Source organism: Armatimonadota bacterium, from assembly GCA_022563855.1.
Taxonomy (GTDB): domain Bacteria; phylum Armatimonadota; class Fimbriimonadia; order Fimbriimonadales; family Fimbriimonadaceae; genus JADFMN01.
This window is the reverse complement of sequence record JADFMN010000011.1, coordinates 62,710-84,644: the sequence shown is the minus strand read 5'-3', so window position 1 is coordinate 84,644 and position 21,935 is coordinate 62,710. Positions and strand designations below refer to the sequence as shown.

Genomic DNA, 21,935 nt, shown 5'->3' with positions numbered 1-21,935 from the left:
CATCCGAGACGCAGGCAGCGAGTTGAAAAATGAACCTGTGATGGCTCCGAGTTGGTTAGGAGAATCGATACAGCCGGATTCTTCTCTTGATCTCGGATGTCGCTTCGATCCCCTGAGTTTTGAGCAGCTCCATGGTGCTCGCGGTCCCATAAAGGGCGCCCCTCGGCAGATCTACGAGCGCAGACTGCGTGATGGACGGCATAGGCTCTTGCTCGACCAGGATCGTCGTGTGAATCAGGGCTGACACGTTGCGGTTTGATTTCAAAATGTCGCGCGCCGATTGCAACGCTTGCAATGGGTTAGGGAAGAGACCGCTTTCATTGCCGCTGTCCAAGTGACCGCCTCGACGCTCGATGAGGTGTCGAACCTGGTCCATCGGCATGCCGTCGAGGCTGAGAACGGTGACGGTCGTTTCTCCGTGGATGGGAGCGGCGACATCGCTGGATGCAGCTATCGAGTTCAGTTCTTCTACTAGCTGTTGCATACGTCTTGACAGAGTTCCGCCGGTGGCAGCCAGCGCCTTCTTCAGGCGGCGCACGTAGAGGATGGCTTTGTCGTACTCGCCGATTCGCGTCAGCCAAGTCACCATGAGCTCAGTAGTGCGCTCGGAATGCGGCTCGACGTCGAGTGCGTCAGCCAGGACTTGCCTTGCCGCGATGTCCTGGCCGTATTGATGTCTCCGCTCGGCTACGTAGATAACCGCCCTTTGATACGACTCGGACGCCTCGATCTGGCGGGGCAAACTCCATGTCGTTCTGACGTTCGACAGTAGCGGGCCGTCGTACAGATCGATCAGCTCCTGCAGGTGCCCTTCCTTGATCGACGGCTCATCTGCGCTGCGCGCACTCTGCTCGGCGGCCTGAAAGTCTAAGAAGTCGATCTGGACGATCCCGGAGTTCAGTCGGATCGTCGATCTCGTGGTCGTGAACAGGTGATCCATGGTGTCACCGAGCAGCGCCAGGCACTTCTTGAGCAGATAGAACGTAACGCTCAAACGGTTCCTTCCCGTGCGATCCTCTCCGTCTGGCCACAACTCTTCAACGAGCCGTTCACGCAGGTGCTGGATGTCAGAGTGGAGCGCAAGGTATGCGAGCAGCTGCCTACAGTGGACAGTCGGAAACTCGGTGATTACCTCCTTGCCGTTGGTGACGGATACTCCGCCGAAAAGATTAATTCGACTGCCTTCAGTCATTGCTTCCCCTTGAGTGCACGGATTTGCTCTCGACTGTATTAAACCTGACACCCGCCTATGATTTGTTCAAAACAGTGTGCGAACCCACACTTTATGGTCTCGCTTCACGCTTCTTTCATATTTGAAGTCCGTAGGATTTGAGATCAACCGCGTGTCACGACAATTTCACCCTCGCGCTCGACGGTTTTTCTTGGAAACGCCTCGCGGCGTCTAGCGTATAATTAGACAGCCCTTTTGGAGATACGACAAATATGAGACTCACAATCGTCCCCGTAGCCACACTTGCTCTGTCCCTGCTCGCCGTTGCAGCCCCGTCCGGCCTGGCCGAAGACGTCAAGGTCAGGCTCAAAGTTGGCGAGACGTACCGTTACGAGACCGAGTCAACCATGATCATGGAAGTGATGGGCGAGCAGGAGGAGATCGACAGCTCCCAGATCGTCGCCTTCAGCGCCCTCTCTGCGAAAGGTGGCTGGACCAAGCTGGAAGCGAAGATCGAAGAGTTTGATATGGATGAGAGTCCGTTTATGGAGGGCGCCGACTTAGACTTCCTCAAGGACGCTGTATTCTCCTTCGAAGTGAACGATCGCGGTCAGACGAGGGAGTTCAAGATGGACTCGGGCGGCGGTGACGACCCGATGATGTCCCAAATCCTTGACAGCATCATGCGGGGTGCCAATTCATTCGGGTTTATGGGGATCAGCCTTCCGAAGGGACCGTTGAAGGTCGGGATGACGTGGACCAAAGAGATCGACGCAGATGTCTTGTTCGGGGAAGCCGGAATGTTCGAGGACGTGGACGGGAAACTTGAAATCGAGAGCGAGATCACTAAGTTTGGAACTGTCGACGGCAGACGCATGATGACGATTGCGTCGATCATGTCCGGCGCGATGTCGATGACGATCATGGGTGGCGACGCGTCGATGGAGATGGAGTCGCAGATCGTGACGCTGATAACGGTCAGCGACGGCCTCGTCTACAGCAGTGAAGCCGAAGGCACAAACTTGATGGAAAGCAGCTTCTTTGAGATGGAGCAGCGGATGTCGTCGAAGACCAAGCGGCTGATGAAGTAGCTGGTTTGAGCGATCAGACTCGGCGCGCTCAACCGTTTCTGCTCAGCGCGGCGAGCCAGCGCACAGACGCGCTACCCCCAGCGCGTCTCGACGGTGTAGACGATCTTCATAACCTCGCCTGCCTTGAGGTCGATGACAAAGTCGACGGTGTGAGAATCGAGCTTGTCGAACTTGTGGCTCGTGCTGCGGAACGACCACTCGGAGAAAAACCTTTCGTAAACGTGAACGGTGGCCGGCTCGTCCTTCCGGTTGCGCAGCTCTATTTCGTACGTCTCCACGGTGCCCGTCCTGCGGTTCCCGAGCCACTGGAACTCTGTCCGGTGCCGCTCTGCAATCACGTCGAATGCGCGGCCAACCGGCAGCGAGATCTCTTCGTTCTTGGGCGTGTGGTCGATCGGTGCCTCGCCCACCAGCTGTAGCGAGTCCGTGCTGTCGCGCTGGAACACCTTGACGATTCCTCGCGGTAGCGGCATTCCGAGATTGCTCGCCTCATCGTTCTTGAATTCGTAGAAGACAAGCGGCTTGATCAGGCCGCGGCCGATGCCGCCCTCCCTGGGCTGCCAGTTGCGGTAGTTTCTCATCGCATCGACGATCAGCTTTCTGCGCACCGGGACATCGAACGCCTCCAGTAGCGAGACCTGTTTCATCTCCCTGTTGCGTACGTCGGTCGGGCGCCCGAGCGTATACAGGTGGTACTCGGAGAACTGCTCCTCTGCAAACCCTCCGCCAGCCCCAGCTCTCATCGTTGCGACGCCTTCGTCAGACATTGGGAGAGCTTTGGGGCCGACCCTGAACACTTCGCCGGCCAACAGCTTCAGCTTCGCGTTCGGGAAAGTCGCGCCGGAGTTGTTCGTCAAAGTCACCCACCCTTTGAGATCGCCGATCGTCCCCTCCTTGTTCAGGCTGAGCACGTAGTCGGCCGTCCACGACATCCCCTGCGTGATGTAGCTCAGCTCGACCGTCTGCGGGCCAGCTCGAATCGAATCGACAAGCCAGATCAGCGTGGGTCTGCTGATCAACCCTTCCGGTATCGTCGACACTTCGATCTCTCCCGACGGGTTGAGGATGATGCGCCCGTCGTCCGTGCGGATCACCATGCCGTTCCAAGTCATGGAAGACCGTCCGCCGCCTTGACTGATCACAGCCGTAGGCGCGCTCAGGAGGATGCCGCTGATTCGCTCCTTCGAGCCGTCCGGCAACACTCGGTTGAAAATGATCTGCTTGCCAACGGCCTTGTTCAAGATCGCCTGCGGGCTGATAAGGTCGTACCGATAGTTCTGCTCGAGGACTGAAAACGAGCCGGAAGAAGAAAGGCTCCTGATCCCAACGCTGTTCGCCTCGATCAGCGCTGCGACGTCTTCGATCGCTACCTCTTGAATGCCAGCTATGAGGTTTAAGGTCCGCTGCTCTTTCACTAACGCAAACCCCTGGTTGTAGATTGTTATCTCGGCGCCCGATGGCGCGACGAAAGCCGACGCGGCGAGCAAGGATGCAACTATGGTCATTTTTCTGTTCCTAAAGTCTGTGTCGAGGGGCTCGGGTTTTGTTCAACCGACCTTTACGCTGCTCTCGTACCGCTCGAACACCTGTCTGATCGACTCCTTTTGACCGTCGTCTAGTTCAACGAGCGGCAGTCGAACTGCCGTGCAGTCGAACCCTTGCAGGCTCAAGAGGTACTTGATCGGCGTGGGACTCGGCGCAGAGAACACCGCCTTGACCAGGTCGATCAGTTGTAGGTTCGTCCGCTTTGCGCCTTCTAGATCGGTCAGCGCAAGTTCAATGACGCGCTTGAGCGTCCGCCCTGCGACGTGCGCCGAGACGCTGACCAGCCCGTGTCCGCCGACCGCCATGATCGGCATGGTCAAGGCGTCGTCACCGCTGTAGACCCGGAATCCATCCGGCTTTCGAGCGCAGACTTCTGTGATCTGAGCGATGCTGCCGCTGGCCTCTTTCACCGCCACGATGTTTGGAATCTCGGCAAGCCGCATCAGCGTCTCCGTCTCCAAATTGATCGCGCTGCGCGGCTGGATGTTATAAAGCATCACCGGTAGGGAGGTCTCAGCAGCGACAGTGGAGAAGTGCGCGAAAAGCCCGCTCTGCCCAGGCTTGCTGTAGTACGGATTGACCAGCATGATGCCGTGCGCGCCGCGCGAGGAGGCCGCCTTCGTCATATGGATAGAGTGGCGCGTGTCGTAGGTGCCGGCGCCGAATACGACCGCTGCCCGATCCCCGACAGCGTCGAGCACGCATGTCAGCAAAGCGAGCTTCTCATCGTCGGAGAGCGTCGGTGATTCGCCTGTAGTCCCGCTGACTACGAGCCCGTCGTTCTGCTGCTCGTCGACCAGGTGCGCGGCGATCCTTGCGGCTTCGTCGAAGTTCACGTTTCCGTTCCGGTCGAACGGAGTGACCATGGCTGTCAAGAGCCTGCCCCAATCTTTCGGACCGTTGAACGCACCCATGTCGAATAGAGTACCGCTAGATCGGATGTGTCGGGCTACGTTCTGACTGTTTCTGCAAACGTCGCGATCCGATCGCACACTTGTTCCGGTGTTGCGCCGAACGATTCGACGATTTCGACTCCGGCATCCAAGTACAGCGGACTGTCGTTGCGCGTGTAGTCGCGGTGGTCGCGCGCTAGGACGTCGAGGACAACTTCTTGCAGAGAGGTGTTGGAACCCTTTTCCTTTAGCTCAAGCCATCGGCGCCTCGCCCTCTCTTCGATGCTCGCAGTCAGAAACACTCTGATGTCTGCTTTCGGCGCGACGACGGTCGTCACATCGCGCCCTTCCAGCACGTAGCCGCCCTCGGAAATGATGCGCTTCTGTTGCTCGACAAGCACCTTGCGAATCGGCGGGAAAACGGAGATTTCGCTGGCGCGCTCGTCGATCTCTGGAGTTCGAATCGCTTCCGAGACGTCTTCGTCGTCGAGGAAGACTCGCTGAGGCGTGCCGGGCGAAAACGATATCTTGATTCTCTCGCCGATCAGCGCGATCTCCTTGGGGTCCGTGACTCTAGCCCTGACCGCGGCCAGCGCCAAGCAGCGGTACATTGCGCCGGTATCGAGCATTGCTAGACCAAGCTTGTCGGCCAAGAGGCGCGCTACTGTCGACTTGCCAGCGCCTGCTGGTCCGTCGATTGCGATGACGATTTTCGGAGATTGCGACATGAGCCTTCGCTGGTTTACCCGGAGAGCGATGTGCGCCGGGGTCAATAGACGGCGATGCTCATCAGATCGCTCTCGAAGTCGGGGTAGCTGGAGCGGACGCTTTCCGCGTTCGTGATCGTCGTGGGCGAGTCGGCGACGAGCCCCGCGACTGCAAACGCCATCGCGATTCGGTGATCGTTCTTCGCGTCGATCCTGGCACCGCGAAGCTGGACTGGACCGTGTACGGCCAAGCCGTCGTCAAACGTCTCGAACTGTGCGCCCATGTCTCGCAAACCGGCTGCTACAGTCGCAATTCGGTCGGACTCCTTGACCCGCAGTTCAGACGCGTCGCGGAAAGTCGTCACACCGTCGCACTGGGTAGCCAGCACGGCCAACACCGGTATCTCGTCGATCAACCGAGGGACTAGAGCGCCAGAAACGTCGAACGCGCGAAGCGGGTTTCCACCCTCGATCAGCAAATCCGCAACCGGCTCGCCGCCTTCGTTTCTTCTTGCGATCTCGCGGACTGTGGCACCTGCGGCCGTCAGCGCGTCGAGGACGCCGGAGCGCGTAGGGTTGACACCGACGTCGCGCAGTGTGACCCGCGCGCCGCTGACCATCGCCGCGGCGCACAGGAAGAACGCCGCGCTCGAAATATCAACGGGCACGTTGATCTCAAACCCGCCCCAACTCTGCCCTCCGGCCATGACCACCGTCGCGTCCTTGCACTTCATCTGAACGCCGAGAGAGGTCATCATGCGCTCGGTGTGGTCTCGGCTAAGGTGCGGCTCCGTTAATCTTGTGGTGCCCGTTGCGTTCGCGCCAGCGAGCAGCAGGCACGTCTTGACCTGTGCGCTGGCGACAGGGCTTTCGTAGTCGATGGCGCGCAATTTTTGTCCTGAGATTCTCAGCGGCGCTGTGTCGCCCTCGATCTGCGCGCCCATCAAGCGGAGTGGTTCGACGATGCGTTTCATCGGACGTTTGCTGAGCGACTCGTCGCCAACGAGCGTCGCCTCGAGGCCGGGCGTACTGGCCAAGACGCCTGCGAGCAGCCTCATCGTAGTACCGGAGTTCTCGCAATCGAGATTCTGCTCCGGGTTTTTTAAGCCAGGTGGCGCTGTGATCAAGATTCGGTCCGGCTCCATCTCCACTATTGCGCCAAGCTGCTCCAGTATTTTCGCCGTCGCGTGAGTGTCGTCCGCGCGGAGTGGATTGCGAACGACCGACTTGCTGCCGGGGCGCGCCATCGCCGCGAGGATGAGCGCACGGTGCGTGATCGACTTGTTGCTCGCGGATCGCAGGTCGCCGACCAGCGAGGCGACGCGAGAGACCTTAATCTCCAATGCCGAACTCATCGCCTGGTCTGAAGCTGTACGGCGGCACAATCATTTCTCTATTTCAGCCAACTTGGCGTACGCTTCTTTGTAGTACTTCTGAAATCCTGCGAGATCGCCGCTTTGTAGCGCAGCCTCTGCTCGATCCATCAGAGCCAACGCCTCGCCAACTTGCGGCGGGATCACCACGTCCCGACCTGGAACGCCTGGATCCGGCCGCTCAAGAACTTGGCCTTCGCCAGTTCCCTCGTCTGCCTGCATAACTTCTACGGGGCCGCCTACATCGCCGAAGAGCAGCTTCAAGGCTTCTTCGTAAGTGTCCGCGACGACGACTTTCTCCTGCAAAGCTAAGATGACCTTCTTCAGCTCTGGGATCGGGTGCGAGCGGGATTCCAAGAACAGCGGCTCCACGTACATGACGCTGGAGCCGATCGGCACGACGAGCAGGTTGCCCGGCACGAGCCGTGACTGATCGTTGTTGAACTGCCGGTTGATGTCCGCGATGACCGGGTCTTGGTCAAACCGCGCCTCCATCTGCATCGGCCCCATGGTCTGCGAATTGGGGGGGAACTTGTAAAGAACGAGCTTGCCGTAATCAGCCGGATCGCACCGCGCCGCGATCCATCCGATCAAGTTGTCCTTGCCCACCGGCGAGAACGGCATGATCAGCATGAACTCGTCCTTGTCTTCGCCTGGCAGCCTGTTCTGAACGTAGTACGGTTTGATCTGCGTGTTGTCGCGACCGAGCCCAACTTCCATCGGAATCTTCCAGGCGTCGTTGCCCCTCAAGAACCGGTCCGGATCGGTTACGTGGTACTGGGTCAGGACCTGGCACTGCGCGAGGAACAGATCTTCTGCGTATCTGAAGTGCTCGACCAATTCGCGAGGCGCATCGGAGAACGGCTTGATCAGTTTCGGAAATATCTTCCGGTAGGTGTTCAAGATCGGCTCGTCTTCCAAGATCGCATACGCGATCATCTCCCCGTCGTACGCGTCGATCACGACCTTGACCGAATTTCGCATATAGTTCAGTACGCCCTGTGGCGTCGCGTGAAGGCTGCTGTACGGAATCCTGTTCGATACCGAGTACGCATCGAGAATCCACTTGATCCTGCCGTCCAAGACGACAATGTACGGGTCTTGGTCGAACGCAAACATCGGATAGACGAGCGACGCCCGATCAACGATATCGCGCCGATACAGGATTCGTGTTTCGTCGGACATATCGACGTTGAACAGGTTGATGAGATCGCCAAACTTTCCACTATAAGCGAGCTTTGCAAGCGTTCCGGTGACCGGCACACCCCGTCCGCCTGCGTATTCATGCGTGCTCTCCTTGTCCCCTTCTAGGGGGAAGTCGAACTCCTCTTGGGACGAAGGCACGAGCACATACCGTTCCCGCTCGTGCGAGCCGGCGGGGTAGTGGCTGAAGTACATCCTGTGCTGGTCGAGATCTATGCCGACGGTTGTCTCCGGTGGGATATCCTTGATCCAGAAGTTGGGCAATCCGTCCGACGACTCGTTGACCGGGGCCATTGTGACTCCGTAGCCGTGCGTGTACACCTGCACAAAGTTCATCCAACTCTTAGAATCTGTGGGTAAGCCCGCAACTAGGAAGTCCCGCGGCGCGAGCATCACCATGCGCTGCACGCCGTCGATCATGTACCGATCGATATCGACGTCATTGAAAGCGTAATACCCTTTCAGAGTTTGCCGCTCGTTCAGAATTTTCTGCATGATCGTTGGATCCCAGAGGCGCATCCCGGCCAGCGTGCTCTGTGCATCCCTGATTTCGACCGCAGTCGGCGCTGACTGCACATCGAAGTTGCGCACATCGATCTGTCCCAACCCCCACGCAAATCTGGTCTCCGCGATCGCGTACTCCGCATACGGCTTCTCGACTGTCAGCCGCTTTGCTACGTTGAACTTCGTGACGACGGCAGGGTAGACGCCCAAACCGAGCATGCCGAGAACCAGCAGGGCAGGGAAGCCGACGGACAGCGCCTTCCACGGTTTCCCGAATTTTCCGTTGAGGATCGTCATCAAGCCAACGACGACGGTGGCGATGCCGAGCGCCGCCCGGATCACGATCGTCTTAGTTTCTGCAAATCCGGGGCCGGTGAACTGCTCGCTGGCAGAGACCCCGATTTCGTACCGCGAGAAGAACATCCTGATTCCAAACGCGATCAAGAACAGACCGGCGAGCAGGCTGGCGTGAGGAATCAGCGTGCTCTGGGTCAGGCGCACCTTGGCAACCCTCGCCAGAAACTGATTCAGCAGATATGTGCCAACGGTCACGAGGAGCGTTGCGACGATGATCGAGACGGCGACGCTGAGCATAGTCAGCACCCACGGAAGACGGAAGACGAAGAAGCTGAGGTCTTTGCCGAAGATCGGATCGAGTCTGTCAAAAAGGACGCCCTCTGTGAAAAACCAGTACTCAGTGTAAGCTGCGGAGAGAGTCGTGCCGACGCCCATCGCAACTATCGCCGCTACGGCGACGCCGAGAAGCTTTCCGAACTTCTGTAGGACCGACAGCACGTTCGCGGCCATCTTCTCGTCCTGACCTTGCGGCACGTCATCGAACACGACGTCTGTTTTCAGCGCCAGCCGCATGTTGAAGTAGATGAAAAGGAACGCTGCGACGAATCCGATCAGCCACAGCGAGACCTGCGTCTGCATCGTCTTGGTGAAGATCTCCGGTCTGAGCGCGTCGTGCTTGAACCACAGGTAGTCGGTGTAAAAATCGATCAGCGTGCTGCTGAACGCAAACAGCAGCAGGAGGATGGGAAGGACGATGAGCCACCCCACGACCCTCTTCCTATTGTGCTTGGCTCCAAGGCCTTCGATGCTGAGGAATCCGCTGTCTGACATGTTTCGCTACCAGTGTGCCTTATCTTGGCTTACGATGCTGGGGCGAGCTACGATTCAATGCCAGCGGCCGTAACCCAGGCGGGTAGCCTGCATCCATGGTGCGAGGGCTGAGTCTGTTGATGGCAGTTGCAGCGAGCGCAGGCGCGTTTGCCGCCGGAACGCACGAGCAGAGCGAAGCGCGAACGACCGAGCGACTCTGGTACCGGCAGCCCGCGCGGTCGTGGGTTGAGGCGCTGCCGGTCGGAAACGGACACCTGGGCGCAATGGTGTTCGGCGGCGTGTTCGCTGAGCGCATTCAGCTGAACGTCGATTCGCTCTGGGCAGGCCCTCCGTACCCCGAAGTGAAGGCTGGCGCCGCTGGGATCGTGTCCCGAGCGAGGCGGCTCTACTTCGACGGCAAGCTCGACGAGGCGCAAGCGTTGATCGGCGACGAGCTGTTGCCGGCAAGGATTTCTCCGAGAAGCCACCAGACGCTCGGCGACGTCAACTTGAAGTTTCTGTACCGCAATGGGATCGGACCGATGCCAGACTTCGTCATCGACCGGTGGCTGCGAGGGCCTGACCACTCGTCCGTCGTCGACGAGGAGTTGCTGCCAGGTTTCGACGACTCGGACTTTACGCCGGTGAGCGAAGCTGGGCTCGACGTGAAAGAGAGCACAACGGTCACGTTCCGAGGCAAGTTCTTCCTCACTCGAGAACAGGCGGAGCGGTTGTCGATGCTCAACATGAGCCCGATCGACGATCGTTCGATCATCCGCATCAACGGCAGGCTCGTCGGGCGCACGACGGTTTGGAATCAGCCGAGCGAACTTCGCACTCGGTCCATGCTGCGAACGGGTGAGAACGTCATCGCTGTCGCCGTGACGAACGTCGGAGGAGCGGGTGCGATGGCGGACTCGGTGGTTCTCGCAGAGCTGTTCGTGCCCAACGACTACATTCGAGATCTGAACCTCAGCACAGGGGTGGCAACGACGAGCTTTACGGTAGCCGGGATTCGGTACCGGCGGCAGGTGATCTCTTCGTACCCCAATCGAACGCTGGCAATTCATATTAATTCGAGCCGCCGAGCCGCAGTCTCTATCGACATCGATATTGGGCGCAGCGGCGCATACGTTCGTGGGAGCGGGTCGAGGTGGCTCGTCATGACGGGCTCAGCCGAGCACTCGGGCCGGCACCAGGGCGTGAAGTTCGCGACGATTCTCGACGTACAGGCCCACGGCGGTTCGATCCGCCGTGTAGCCGCGACCATCTCGGTCAGAGATGCTGACTCCGTCACTATTTACGTTGCAGCGGCGACGGACTATAACATGGCCACGCCGTCTCAGCCCCTGGAACAAAACCTAGAGATCGTTTGCGAGGAGCGAATTGGCGCGGCGCGGAGTGCAGGTTGGGCAAAGGTTCTATCTGAATCCATAGCCGATCACTTCAACTACTTCGGGCGCACGAAGATATCGATCGGCGAGGGGCTGTTGGACGAGCTGCCGACCGACGTAAGGCTGCGTCAGGTGCGCGGCGGCACCTCCGACCCGGGGCTGGCCGCGCTCTACTTTCAGTACGGACGCTACCTCCTCATCGCCTCGTCGAGACCCGGCAGCATGCCCGCGAATCTTCAGGGACTTTGGAACGAACATTACGAGGCGCCGTGGAACGCGGACTATCACATCAACATCAATCTGCAGATGAACTACTGGCCAGCCGAGGTAGCGAACCTGGCGGATTTGCACGAGCCGTTCTTTTGGCTTGTCGAAGGTTTGGTGCCGTCCGGTCGACAGTTGGCAACGAGACTGGGCGCTCGGGGGGTCGTGACCGGCCACACGACCGACGCGTGGCTGTGGAGCTCGATGCAGGGGCAGCCTCTTTGGGGGATGTGGACCGTCGGGTTCGCTTGGTGCACCGCTCACTTTATGGAGCACTACCGGTTTTCAGGCGACGAGGGTTTCTTGCAAGATCGTGCCTGGCCTGTGCTAGAGGAGGCGTCTCTGTTCTTCTTGGACTGGCTCGTGGAAGACCCGAACACCGGGCTGCTCGTGTCAGGTCCGACCACGTCGCCGGAGAACAGCTTCATTTGGAACGGCAAGCGGCTATCGCTGACCATGGGGCCGACGATGGATCAGCAGATCATCGCCGAAACGTTCGACAACACGCTGGAGGCTGCAGCGATTCTCCACATCGAGACGCCGTTCGTCGAGCAGGTCGCCAACGCGCGGAAGCTCCTCTTGGGATCGCGCATCGGAGAGGACGGCCGTCTGCTCGAGTGGCCCGAGCCATTCGAAGAAGCCGAGCCTGGGCACCGACATATGTCGCATCTGTACGGCCTGCATCCCGGCCATCTGTTCGGCCCTTTCCTGCGCCCCGATCTGGCAGCGGCAGCCCGGAAGTCGCTTGAGTTCCGACTGGAAAACGGCGGCGGGCACACCGGTTGGAGCCGTGCTTGGATCGTCAACTTCTGGGCGCGGTTCTTGGACGGTGATCAGGCGGGGGAGAATCTGACTCAGCTGTTTGCCAAGTCCACGCACCCAAACCTGTTCGACAATCACCCTCCGTTCCAGATCGACGGCAACTTCGGCGGGGCGGCCGGAATCGCAGAAATGTTGTTGCAGAGCCACACCGGGGCGATCCACATCCTGCCGGCTCTTCCGTCAAAGTGGCTACAGGGCGAGGTGATCGGACTGCGCGCGCGAGGCGGCTTCGAGGTCGATATCAATTGGGATCAGGGCCGTCTCGAGTGGGTCCGCATCAGGGCGGTCACGGGAAACGGTACATGCGTCGTGCGCCTGCCTTCGGGCCAGATACCGACCATCGTTAGCATTTCACAGCATGGAGTGGAGTTCGAGCGAGACCAGGACACGATCTGGTTCGACATCGAGCCGGGCGAATCGGCCCTGATACTGTTCCCGTAGTTGCGGCTGATGAAACGTCGTTTGCTTCGTTGGCGCCTCATGGTTGCCAGGTCGATCAGACGACGACTAGGGGACGCCCCTCGAACACCAGGCGACCGGTGTCCCGGGCCGTCTTCTGGCGGTTTCGGGCCATGAATTGGTGGCTTTTTCACGTGAATTGGAGGCTCCAGGCCGTACTCCAGCACCTCCAGCACATACCGCAGGGAGCTGTCGCAGTCCCGGCCAGCATTCTGAAATGGCACTGAAGTGGGCTACCGAATGGTCGGTATAGCTCAAGTCGCGGCGATAGCTGACCGAGAATCTACTAGAGCCCATAGCGGGGAGCCCAAGGAAGTTGGTGAACGACCACCCGGCAGCAAGAGATCGACGGAGCAAGAAGCGCGGCGCAAGTCCGGTCCCCGGAATTGCACTTACCGTCGCGGTCTGTTACGCCTTGTTTGCAGGGCTGTGGGAGACCTACGCTGACGATCTGATCGCATCGTTTATCGGTAGCAGTGCCGAAATTGAAAGCCTGCGATTGATCAAGAGCTTGCTATTCATCGGGTTCACCGGTATTGCGGTCTACGTTGCCGCTCGCCTAACGATCTCGCGTGTGTACAAGGCGGACGTCAGAGCGATTTCGTCAGAGGAAGAGGTGCTGAGGCGCCTCGGCCAGGCCGCCGAGTGGCGCGACGACGAAACAGGCGACCACACGCTCAGGGTCGGAGAGTACTGTGCAGCGATCGCATCCGGTCTTGGCTGGACCCAGTGCCGTTGTGAGATGGTGCGAAAGGCCGGGATTCTCCACGATGTCGGAAAGATAGGCATTCCAGATTCAGTGATGATGAAGCCGGGATTGTTCGAAGACAGCGATCGCAAGATGATGATGGCGCACACGCTGTTGGGGGCCGACCTCCTGATCGGCTCGGACTCGCCGATGCTGCAAATGGCCTGTAGAATCGCGGCAAGCCACCATGAAAGGTGGGACGGAAAGGGGTATCCGTACGGCCACAAGGGCGAAAACATTCCGATTGAGGGAAGAATCGCCGCCGTCGCCGACGTGTTCGACGCGCTTACGTCGCGCCGCCGCTATAAGCAGGCATGGTCCTTCGAGAAATCAGTACTGGAGATCGAGTCTCTAGCCTGCACCCACTTCGATCCAGCCGTCGTCGCGGCCTTCGGGCGATCGTTGGGGGAGATAAGGATCGTCTACGATCGGTACAAAGGCACGGGCAGAAAGCTAGGCGTCAGTCGCGCGGCCTGAGTTTCGTCAGGTACGGCCCTACTCGGTCCCGTACAACCGGTCGCCGTAATCTCCCAGGCCGGGCAGGATGTACTTCTGGTCGTTGAGTTCTCGGTCCACTGCAGCAGTATAGATGGGGACGTCCGGGTGATCTTCGACCAGCCGATCTACACCCTCCGGGGCTGCGACGACGCACACCATCACGATCTGTTCCGCACCGTGAGCCTTGAGCAGCGAGATCGCTTGCGACGCCGACCCGCCGGTGGCCAACATCGGATCGCAGCAAAGCGTGAATCGACCGCTCAGCGGCGGCAGTTTACAGTAGTAGCTGTGCGCGATCGCGGTGTCGTGGGCGCGCTCCAAGCCGACGTACCCGACCGCCACTTTTGGGAACAGTCGGAGTGCGGGATCGAGCATGGACATTCCCGCGCGCAGGATCGGCACGACCGCGAGGCTTTGCCCGATCCGAGGCCCGTCTGTACTCTCCAGCGGCGTGCTGACCGAGCCTTCTCTCAGGCTGACCTCGCGGGTCGCCTCCAAGATGAGAATCGTCGAGAGCGTGTGCGCAAGTCGACGGAACTGGTCGGGCGGCGTCTCCCTGTCTCGGAGGCCCGTCAAGAGATGCCGCGCCAGAGGGTGATCGACCACGTGCAGTGACATGTCTAAATGCTACATGAAATTGAACGCTGCCGGGTATCGTTAAGACCCTAATATGACCGACCGACCGCCGATTGCCGCAGTTGTCCTCGCGGCAGGCAAGGGCACCCGGATGAAGTCTGAATTGCCAAAGGGCTTGCACCAAGTGTGCGGTCTGCCCTTGGTCGAACACGTTGGGAGGGCGTTGAAGGGGGCGGGTGTCGAACGCCCGGTCGTGGTCGTCGGCTACGGCGCCGATGAGATGCAGAGGGCGCTCGGAACTTCATACGAGTTCGTGATCCAGAGCGAGCAGCTAGGCACCGGGCACGCCGTTATGGCTTCGAGAGACGCCTTGGAGCGGGTCACAGGCCAAGTACTGGTCGTCCCAGGCGACACCCCGCTGATCACGTCGGAATCCCTTATCGAGTTGGTCGAGCGCCACAGGACGAGCGAGGCCTCGTTGACGATGGTCACCTGTTCCGTTGCCGACGCCACCGGTTACGGGAGAATTGTACGGGACTCAACAGGGGATATCGTTGCAATAGTCGAACACAAGGATTGCACTGCCGAGCAGCTCAATATCACTGAAATCAACGCTGCGGTCTACTGCTTCGATTGCGCAAAGCTGCTCGATGTGCTGCCTGGCCTGCAAAGCGACAACGTGCAGGGCGAGTACTACTTGACCGATGTGGTTCGCGCGTTTTCGAGCAAGGGCCATCGAATCGCTAGCATAAGCGGCGACAGTTCCGAGTTTGCCGGTGTGAACGATAGATGGCATCTGGCTCTAGCGAACGAATCAATGCAGCTGCGGATTCTGGCCTCACTTGCCGCTTCAGGCGTGACGATCGCCGATCCGCGCTCGACGTCGATCGAGGCTGACGTGGAGGTCGAGCTGGATGTGACGATCGGGCCCTGCACGGTGATCGCTGGCGGCACGAGAATCGCCAAAGGCACTGTGATCGGTCCGAACTGCTGGATCAAGGACTCGGTGATAGGCGCTGACTGCCGGGTCGTCATGAGCCATTTGGATCAAGTGACGCTCGCCGACGAGGTTCGGTGTGGCCCGTTTGCGAACATCCGACCTGGCACCAAGCTTGGCAAGCGGGCCAAGGTCGGCAACTTCGTCGAAGTCAAGAACTCTACTTTTGGAACCGCTGCGTTCGCCTCTCATCTGGCGTACGTCGGCGATGCCGAAATCGGCGACGGCGTCAACATAGGCGCTGGTACTATAACGTGCAACTACGATGGGTTCGTCAAGCACCGCACGTTCATCGGCGCTGGTGCCTTTGTGGGCTCGAATTCAACGTTGATCGCCCCTATCAACATTGGCGCGGGAGCTATCGTGGCAGCGGGCAGTGTCATATCGGAAGACGTACCGGCCGACGCGCTCGCGATAGGTCGGTCGAGGCAGGAGCTGAAAGAGCAATGGGCCAAGTCATGGCGGAAACGGAAAACGGCACAATCATAAACCCGGACCTCTCGGGCATGCTGCTGTTCGCGGGCAACGCGAACAAGGAGCTGGGCCAGAGGGTTGCGGACTACCTAGCGATCGAGAACGGTCGGATCACCTCAACGAAGTTCAGCGACGGAGAAATACGCGTGATGGTAAATCAGAGCGCGCGCGGCAAGGAGGTGTTCATCCTCCAACCGACCTGCGCGCCGGCCAACGACACGCTGATGGAGCTGTTGATCATGCTCGACGCGTTCCGCAGAGCGTCTGCGCTCAAGATCAACGTCGTGATGCCGTACTACGGGTACGCGCGCCAAGACAAGAAAATCAAGCCCAGAGAGCCGGTCGCGGCGAGGCTCGTCGCCGATCTGATCGAGGGAGCCGGGGCGGATCGCGTGGTAGCGGTCGATCTCCACGCCGAGCAGATCCAGGGGTTCTTCAACATCCCAGTGGACCATTTGTACGGAGGTCCGATCATCGGTCGCTACCTGATCGAGCAGGGGTACCGCGAAGATGAAGACGTGGTCGTGGTCTCGCCAGACGTCGGCGGCGTCGGTCGCGCGAGGAGCCTTGCTGAGATGCTGGCTTCTCCATTGGTCATTCTCGCAAAGAGGCGCCCTGAGCCGAATCAGATCAAAGTAGTCGAGGTCATCGGCGATGTCAAGGGCAAGCGCTGCATCATGATCGACGACATGATCGACACGGGCCGTTCCGTCGTAATCGGTGCCGAGGCGATCTTTGAGGCCGGCGCCATCGAAGTGATGGCGTGCTGTACTCACGCAGTATTCAGCGGCAACGCGCCGCAGCTGTTGCAGGACAGCATCGTGAGCAAAGTCGTAACGATGGACACTGTTCCGCTGCCGGCCGAAAAGCAGTTCTCGAAGCTCACGGTTTTGCCGATCGCGCCGCTTCTCGGCGAAGCGATCAAGCGCATACACCTGAATCGCTCCGTGAGCACGCTGTTCGACGACTGGCGATAAGGTTCGGATCGTTGGCGGATCAATCGGACCCGACAGAGAGCGCTGAGGCAGCTGATGGCGATCAGCTGGAGTGGAAGATCTGCCTCGGCGACGCCGATCCCAAGCGCAGGATCGTCGTACTGTTGTTCGCGCTCGCCGCTGGCATCGTCGGTACGCTCCTCATTAGCTTCTGGCTCGGGCTGATCGGGTTTGCGGCGATCCTGCTCTCAACCTCAGAGATGTTCCTGCCCCTCTCCTACAGGCTCAACGCACGTACAGCGCGAGTCAAGAACGGCTTGAGCGTGACTGAAATCGCTTGGGAAGACGTTAAGAGAGTTCTGCCCGTCAGCGACGGAATCAAGCTGTCGCCGCTGAAGAATCCGTCACGACTTGACGCTTTTCGCGGCGTTTATTTGCGATTTGCCGACAACGAGGACGAAGTATCAGGCAAAATACGCCAGTTCTGGAATGGAGATACAAACGTTCTGGGCGGACGATCTGAGCGATCAGGACGAAGCGAGGATGCTGACGGCTCTTGCGACGAAGATCCGGAAGCGGAAGCTTGAGTCGGTCGCGATCTTGTTCTTGGAGATGCATAAACCGGTGTCCCGGCTGGCAGGCAACGCCCTCGTCGTGTTTTCTCCGTTTGTTGCGCCGTTTGTCGGGTTTCAAAACGTCAATGACTATAGTCGGCTTCTTATGAAGTCGGGCGCGATCGAAAAACTGATCCTTCGACTGGAGGAAGTGGAAGAGCCGGAGCAAGAGGCGGATTCTGAGCAGTCGGATCAGGAGGACAATACGCCGTAATGCAGTACTTGGGAACAGGCTGGACTCACATCGCGTTCACCATGCTGCTCGTATTCTTTGTCCTCTTCAACATTTGGAGGGCAAAAGGCAAGGAGAACATGTTCGTGCGCCGCATCCCGGGCTTGAGCGCAATCGACGACGCCATTGGACGCGCGACGGAGATGGGCAGGCCGATCTTGATGGTGCCCGGCATCGGTTTCCTGAACGCAGTTTCGGTGCAGGCGATCAACATCTTCGCCCAGGTGGCCAAGAGCGCTGCGCAGTTCGGCACGCCGATCAGGCTTTGTTGCGCAGACGCCGCCGTTTTCACGCTAGCCCAAGAGATAATTCGCGACGTTTATCAGACCCTCGGCTTGCAGGATCGGTACGAGACAGATTACGTGCGGTTCATTAGCGACCGCCAGTTCGCGTTCGCCGCAGGCGTCTCAGGCATCATCCACCGAGAGAAGTGCGCCGCCACATTTTTCCTCGGCGAGTTCTATGCGGAGTCGCTGATCTTCGCCGAGACGGCAAACAGCGTTGGGGCGATCCAGATCGCTGGTTCGACGCAGACCGTTCAAACTCCGTTCTTCATCGCAGCTTGCGACTACGTGCTGATCGGCGACGAGTTTTATGCGGCCAGCGCGTATCTCACGCGCGAGCCGGTCTTGGTCGGTTCGCTCGTGGGTCAGGATTGGTCGAAGATGGTGGTCGTGTTCATGATATTTTCTGGCCTTTTTTGGCACTCGGTCGAGCTCAACCAGTACACCGAACGGACGAGGGAGAACTCTGGCGAGTCCGCTGTGTGGAAAGACTTACCCGAGCGCAGAAAGAAACAGTCCGTAGATACGACGCTGTACGGGCTGTTCAATCCGTTCATCGATCCTGAAACGCTCGTGATCGAGAGGGAACAGAGGCCGGATGGCGAAGAGGACGGTGACGGCGAGTGATGCAGTTGCTAGCCCAAACGCCGCCGGATGAGAACTTCTGGGGCAGAGAGCCGGGAACCCACGTATGGATTGCGCTCGCCAGCGTGCTGATAATCGGGTTCGCACTGGTGTTACTGCTTATGCGCACGCCTACGCGCCTGCGAAAGTGGGTGATCGGGTTTTTCACGTTCATCGCCGGGTTCTTCTTCGTTTTCAAATACCTCTGGCCAGAGCCGATCGCTCGAGGGGAAAACGATCTTCCGGCAAACGCGGTTGAGAGAGTCGGATTTCTGATCATTGACGCGACTCCGCAAGTCGCGAGCATCGCACAAATCGTCACGGTGTTCCTTCTGGGGCTTGGAATTTTCTCGCTAGTGCGAATCCACGTCGTGAAGCTCGCCAAGAAGCAGAAAGATTCGGTGTTCAGCCTGTTGTTGCTGGTCAGTCTCGTCACGATGGTCATCGTCGGGTATTGGGATTGGACGATCAGACAGTTCCACGATCCACGGGGACAACTGGAAGACCCTGCAAATTGGGGTTTTATAAACTACGCTTCGGACATGCTTTTCGACGGTTTGATCCAGCAGATGGACGCAGCCATGTTCTCGATGATCGCGTTCTTCATCTTGAGCGCCGCGTACCGCGCGTTCAGAATCCGATCCATTGAATCCACAGTCATGATGGCGAGCGCTCTAATCATGATCATCAGCCTCATGGGCTACGTTGATTTCCTGTGGAACAGCGGGATCGACAGCATGATCAGCGACGGCGGTGACGTCGACCTGAATCACTGGGCTAACAATCTGCGGCTCAGCGAGATATCCAATTGGGTGAAGAGCTATATGCAGATACCCAGCCTGCGCGCTCTCGACTTCGGAGTAGGTCTCGGCGCGCTGGCGATGGGTTTGAGAATCTGGCTTGGACTTGAGAAAGGAGGCCTGTCGGCGTGACGGACGATAAGCGGACTTTCTGGGACAAGATGGAGAAGGTAGATCGTCGGTGGCTTTACCTCATTCTGCTTGTGGTGACCTCGGCCGGTCTCTTCATTCCGGCGGAGATTCCTGTGAAGCCAGACAAGACTTCGTTGGACTTGTACATTGCGTTAACCGAGGTGCCGACGGACAAGGTGATCCTTGTCCAGTCCGATTGGACGAACTCGACGCGCGGAGAGAACGCAGGGCACTTCGAGGCGTTGCTTCGGTACATGATGGCGACTGATCGCAAGTTCGTCGTCTACTCCTACGCCGATCCTCAGGCACCTCAGGTATCGCGAGACGCGCTCAGGCGAATCATCCAAGAGCGCGTAGATGCAAACTTGAAGGAGTACAAGCACGGCGTAGACTACTTGGTCATCGGGTACTTCCCGAACGCTGAAGCTCAAACGTTCGCTATGGCGACGAACCTCAGAACCGCTTGGGGGGCGCGCAAATACAGGGACGCTACCGGCCAGGATAGATCGATATTCGACTCGCCGATCCTCGCGGACGTGTATGACGTCACCGACGCTGGGTTTCTCATGATCGTGACGGCGTCGAACACGATCGACGTCGCAGTTGAACGACTTTCGGACAAGAACATTCTGATCGGGTGCATGTGTACCGGAGTCGTGGGGCCGCAGGTGCTTCCGTACCACCAAGCGGGTCAGGTGATAGGCATAGCTATCGGACTAAAGGGAGTTTACGACTTCGAATACATGATGAAGTACGGGGTCAACGCCAAGGACAGCGATGGCATAACGAAAGTCACTCACGATGACCCCGCCATAGAAATCCCAGCAATCACGGTGGGCGAGACGTTTGGTAGGGGCAACGCCTACTATGCGACGATGCACATAGCGCTGGCTCTCTTGGTTCTAGCCGTACTAGTCGGAAACATCGGCATGGCGGTCAATCGAAGAAGGAGGAAATCGTAAATGAACGAGTCGTTCCTTTGGTGGAAACTCACTGCTGGCGTGCTCGCAACGATCGGACTGTACAGCATTTTGTATCGTGAGACCAAGCTGTACCGGCTGACTGAGCACATCTTCCTCGGGCTGGCCGCCGGCTTCTCCATTGTTGCGCTTTGGAAAGACGTGCTGTACGAGGAGTGGTGGAGCAAGATGACGGGCAGCTGGGCAGCCGTGGAAGAAGGTTCCACGGCGGCACCAGCGATCGAGACATTGGGCTACTGGCCGTTCATGTTCCTGCTGCCGATTGGGTTGATGGGGTACTTCGTCTTCACCAAGAAGTACAACTGGCTGAGCCGGATACCGATTGGGATCATTCTCGGATTCTGGTCGGGCCAACAGGTTTCAGTCTGGTGGACCAGGTGGGGACCGCAGATTCACAGCTCAATGTTGCCGATCTTTCCGACGACATGGGATTCGTTTACGGTGCCATCCACGGCTGGCATGACCCCCGACGAAGCGCTGGTAGTGTCTCAACAGCTGTACTTGAGCCAGGCGATCTCGAACGCCGTGTTCGTTATTACACTGCTAGCTGCGCTGAGCTACTTCTTCTTCAGCTTCGAGATGAAGAGCAAGTTCCTCCTGTCGACGAACACCTTGGGCCGCTGGCTGCTGATGATCGGCTTCGGGGCGATTTTCGGCTCCACCGTCATGGCGAGGTTCTCGCTCGAGATCGACCGGATGGCGTACATCTGGCTCGAGTGGCTCGATCAGACAAAGGTCATATTCTTCGGCGGGTAGTTGTCCCAGACCACGCTTACCGGCATCGTCTTGCGCCGCACCGACAGCGGCGAGTCTGATCGGCGGCTGACGGTTCTTACTTTCGAGATTGGCAAAGTCGATCTCATCGCCAAAGGCGCGCGAAAGGCCGGTTCTCGCTTGGCTGGCGTCAGCGAACCGCTCGTTCTTGCGCAGTTCCACGTTGCTGCAGGAAAACACAGGAGATTCGTTACGCAGGCGCAGGCGGCGACCGGGCACCCGGCACTGAGGCGCGATTACGACCGCCTCACCGCAGCGCTAGCGACGGTCGAACTCGTAGCTGAGCTTTTGCCGTACGAGGCCGAATCGCAGGAGGTCTTCGAAACCCTCAAGACAGCGCTGGCGTGCCTTGAAGCTGCTGATCGGTGGCAGCCTGCGCTTGCCTGGTTCTTGTCCCGAGTCTTGGCTATGGAAGGCCAGATGCCCGACTGGCAAGTGTGCGCCACGTCGGATCGACAGCTCAGCGGCGACGAGATATCTGTTTCGCCGGTTGCTGGCGGGGCGATCGCGCCGAACCTGGCGGCCCAGACGCCGGACTGCTTTACGGTGGACAGGAAGAGCCTCATCGGGATTGAGAGAATCGCAGAATTAGAGGTGCCGCCGGGGAATTTGCGCCGATCCAGCGAGTGCATCACGGTTTTGTTCGAGTTCTGGCGCGCGGCACTCGACCGCCGGTTGCCGACCCTACGGACCGTTGTGGAGGGACTGGCTGTCGATGACGAGTAGAATGCAGT

General features: G+C 58.9%; 19 protein-coding genes. 12 read left to right on the top strand and 7 right to left on the bottom strand.

Going from position 1 to position 21,935, the window contains the following annotated elements:
• Positions 1–55: 55 nt before the first annotated feature.
• Positions 56–1,192, bottom strand: a complete 1,137-nt coding sequence (locus IH944_12785) for a hypothetical protein (GenBank protein MCH7905423.1) — start codon at positions 1,190–1,192, stop codon at positions 56–58.
• 251 nt (positions 1,193–1,443) lie between these two features.
• Between IH944_12785 and IH944_12780 the strand changes: the two genes are divergently transcribed.
• Positions 1,444–2,262 (top strand): hypothetical protein, encoded by an 819-nt coding sequence (locus IH944_12780; protein ID MCH7905422.1) that lies wholly within the window; start codon positions 1,444–1,446, stop codon positions 2,260–2,262.
• A 71-nt stretch (positions 2,263–2,333) separates the two neighbouring features.
• Here IH944_12780 and IH944_12775 read toward each other — a convergent pair whose 3' ends face one another.
• The 5 genes from IH944_12775 to IH944_12755 are packed head-to-tail and all read right to left on the bottom strand — an operon-like array spanning position 2,334 to position 9,615.
• Positions 2,334–3,767 (bottom strand): hypothetical protein, encoded by a 1,434-nt coding sequence (locus IH944_12775; GenBank protein MCH7905421.1) that lies wholly within the window; start codon positions 3,765–3,767, stop codon positions 2,334–2,336.
• 42 nt (positions 3,768–3,809) lie between these two features.
• A complete protein-coding gene (dapA, locus tag IH944_12770) occupies positions 3,810–4,721 on the bottom strand; it encodes a 4-hydroxy-tetrahydrodipicolinate synthase (protein ID MCH7905420.1) in 912 nt (303 codons plus the stop codon).
• 35 nt (positions 4,722–4,756) lie between these two features.
• Positions 4,757–5,428, bottom strand: a complete 672-nt coding sequence (locus IH944_12765; GenBank protein ID MCH7905419.1) for a (d)CMP kinase — start codon at positions 5,426–5,428, stop codon at positions 4,757–4,759.
• Positions 5,429–5,469: 41 nt separating this feature from the next.
• Positions 5,470–6,762 (bottom strand): 3-phosphoshikimate 1-carboxyvinyltransferase, encoded by a 1,293-nt coding sequence (gene aroA / locus IH944_12760; GenBank protein ID MCH7905418.1) that lies wholly within the window; start codon positions 6,760–6,762, stop codon positions 5,470–5,472.
• A gap of 30 nt (positions 6,763–6,792) precedes the next feature.
• The gene (locus IH944_12755; protein ID MCH7905417.1) at positions 6,793–9,615 is read right to left on the bottom strand and encodes a UPF0182 family protein; all 2,823 of its coding nucleotides are present in this window, start codon (positions 9,613–9,615) and stop codon (positions 6,793–6,795) included.
• A 119-nt stretch (positions 9,616–9,734) separates the two neighbouring features.
• Here IH944_12755 and IH944_12750 point away from each other — a divergent pair, with 119 nt between their 5' ends.
• Both IH944_12750 and IH944_12745 read left to right on the top strand, forming a co-directional pair.
• On the top strand, positions 9,735–12,515 hold the full coding sequence (locus tag IH944_12750) for a glycoside hydrolase family 95 protein (GenBank protein MCH7905416.1): 2,781 nt from the start codon (positions 9,735–9,737) through the stop codon (positions 12,513–12,515).
• Positions 12,516–12,852: 337 nt separating this feature from the next.
• Positions 12,853–13,758, top strand: a complete 906-nt coding sequence (locus IH944_12745) for an HD domain-containing protein (protein ID MCH7905415.1) — start codon at positions 12,853–12,855, stop codon at positions 13,756–13,758.
• Positions 13,759–13,776: 18 nt separating this feature from the next.
• Here IH944_12745 and upp read toward each other — a convergent pair whose 3' ends face one another.
• Complete coding sequence (gene upp / locus IH944_12740; GenBank protein MCH7905414.1) at positions 13,777–14,397, bottom strand: uracil phosphoribosyltransferase; 621 nt, start codon at positions 14,395–14,397, stop codon at positions 13,777–13,779.
• Between the two features lie 52 nt (positions 14,398–14,449).
• Here upp and glmU point away from each other — a divergent pair, with 52 nt between their 5' ends.
• The 9 genes from glmU to recO are packed head-to-tail and all read left to right on the top strand — an operon-like array spanning position 14,450 to position 21,927.
• Positions 14,450–15,841 carry a bifunctional UDP-N-acetylglucosamine diphosphorylase/glucosamine-1-phosphate N-acetyltransferase GlmU gene (glmU, locus tag IH944_12735; GenBank protein MCH7905413.1) on the top strand — a complete coding sequence of 464 codons (1,392 nt, stop codon included), beginning with the start codon at positions 14,450–14,452 and terminating at the stop codon, positions 15,839–15,841.
• Positions 15,811–16,803, top strand: coding sequence for a ribose-phosphate pyrophosphokinase (locus IH944_12730; protein MCH7905412.1), 993 nt, complete (start codon positions 15,811–15,813; stop codon positions 16,801–16,803). The genes glmU and IH944_12730 overlap by 31 nt, the downstream gene beginning before the upstream one ends.
• Before the next feature lie 11 nt (positions 16,804–16,814).
• The gene (locus IH944_12725; protein ID MCH7905411.1) at positions 16,815–17,348 is read left to right on the top strand and encodes a hypothetical protein; all 534 of its coding nucleotides are present in this window, start codon (positions 16,815–16,817) and stop codon (positions 17,346–17,348) included.
• On the top strand, positions 17,305–17,589 hold the full coding sequence (locus tag IH944_12720) for a hypothetical protein (protein ID MCH7905410.1): 285 nt from the start codon (positions 17,305–17,307) through the stop codon (positions 17,587–17,589). The genes IH944_12725 and IH944_12720 overlap by 44 nt, the downstream gene beginning before the upstream one ends.
• Complete coding sequence (locus tag IH944_12715) at positions 17,589–18,518, top strand: hypothetical protein (GenBank protein MCH7905409.1); 930 nt, start codon at positions 17,589–17,591, stop codon at positions 18,516–18,518. The genes IH944_12720 and IH944_12715 overlap by 1 nt, the downstream gene beginning before the upstream one ends.
• Positions 18,518–19,447, top strand: a complete 930-nt coding sequence (locus tag IH944_12710) for a hypothetical protein (GenBank protein MCH7905408.1) — start codon at positions 18,518–18,520, stop codon at positions 19,445–19,447. The genes IH944_12715 and IH944_12710 overlap by 1 nt, the downstream gene beginning before the upstream one ends.
• Entirely contained in the window at positions 19,444–20,409 is a 966-nt protein-coding gene (locus IH944_12705) for a hypothetical protein (protein ID MCH7905407.1), read from the top strand. The genes IH944_12710 and IH944_12705 overlap by 4 nt, the downstream gene beginning before the upstream one ends.
• Positions 20,410–21,183 carry a hypothetical protein gene (locus IH944_12700; protein ID MCH7905406.1) on the top strand — a complete coding sequence of 258 codons (774 nt, stop codon included), beginning with the start codon at positions 20,410–20,412 and terminating at the stop codon, positions 21,181–21,183.
• Positions 21,184–21,927, top strand: a complete 744-nt coding sequence (gene recO, locus IH944_12695; GenBank protein ID MCH7905405.1) for a DNA repair protein RecO — start codon at positions 21,184–21,186, stop codon at positions 21,925–21,927.
• Positions 21,928–21,935: the final 8 nt, after the last annotated feature.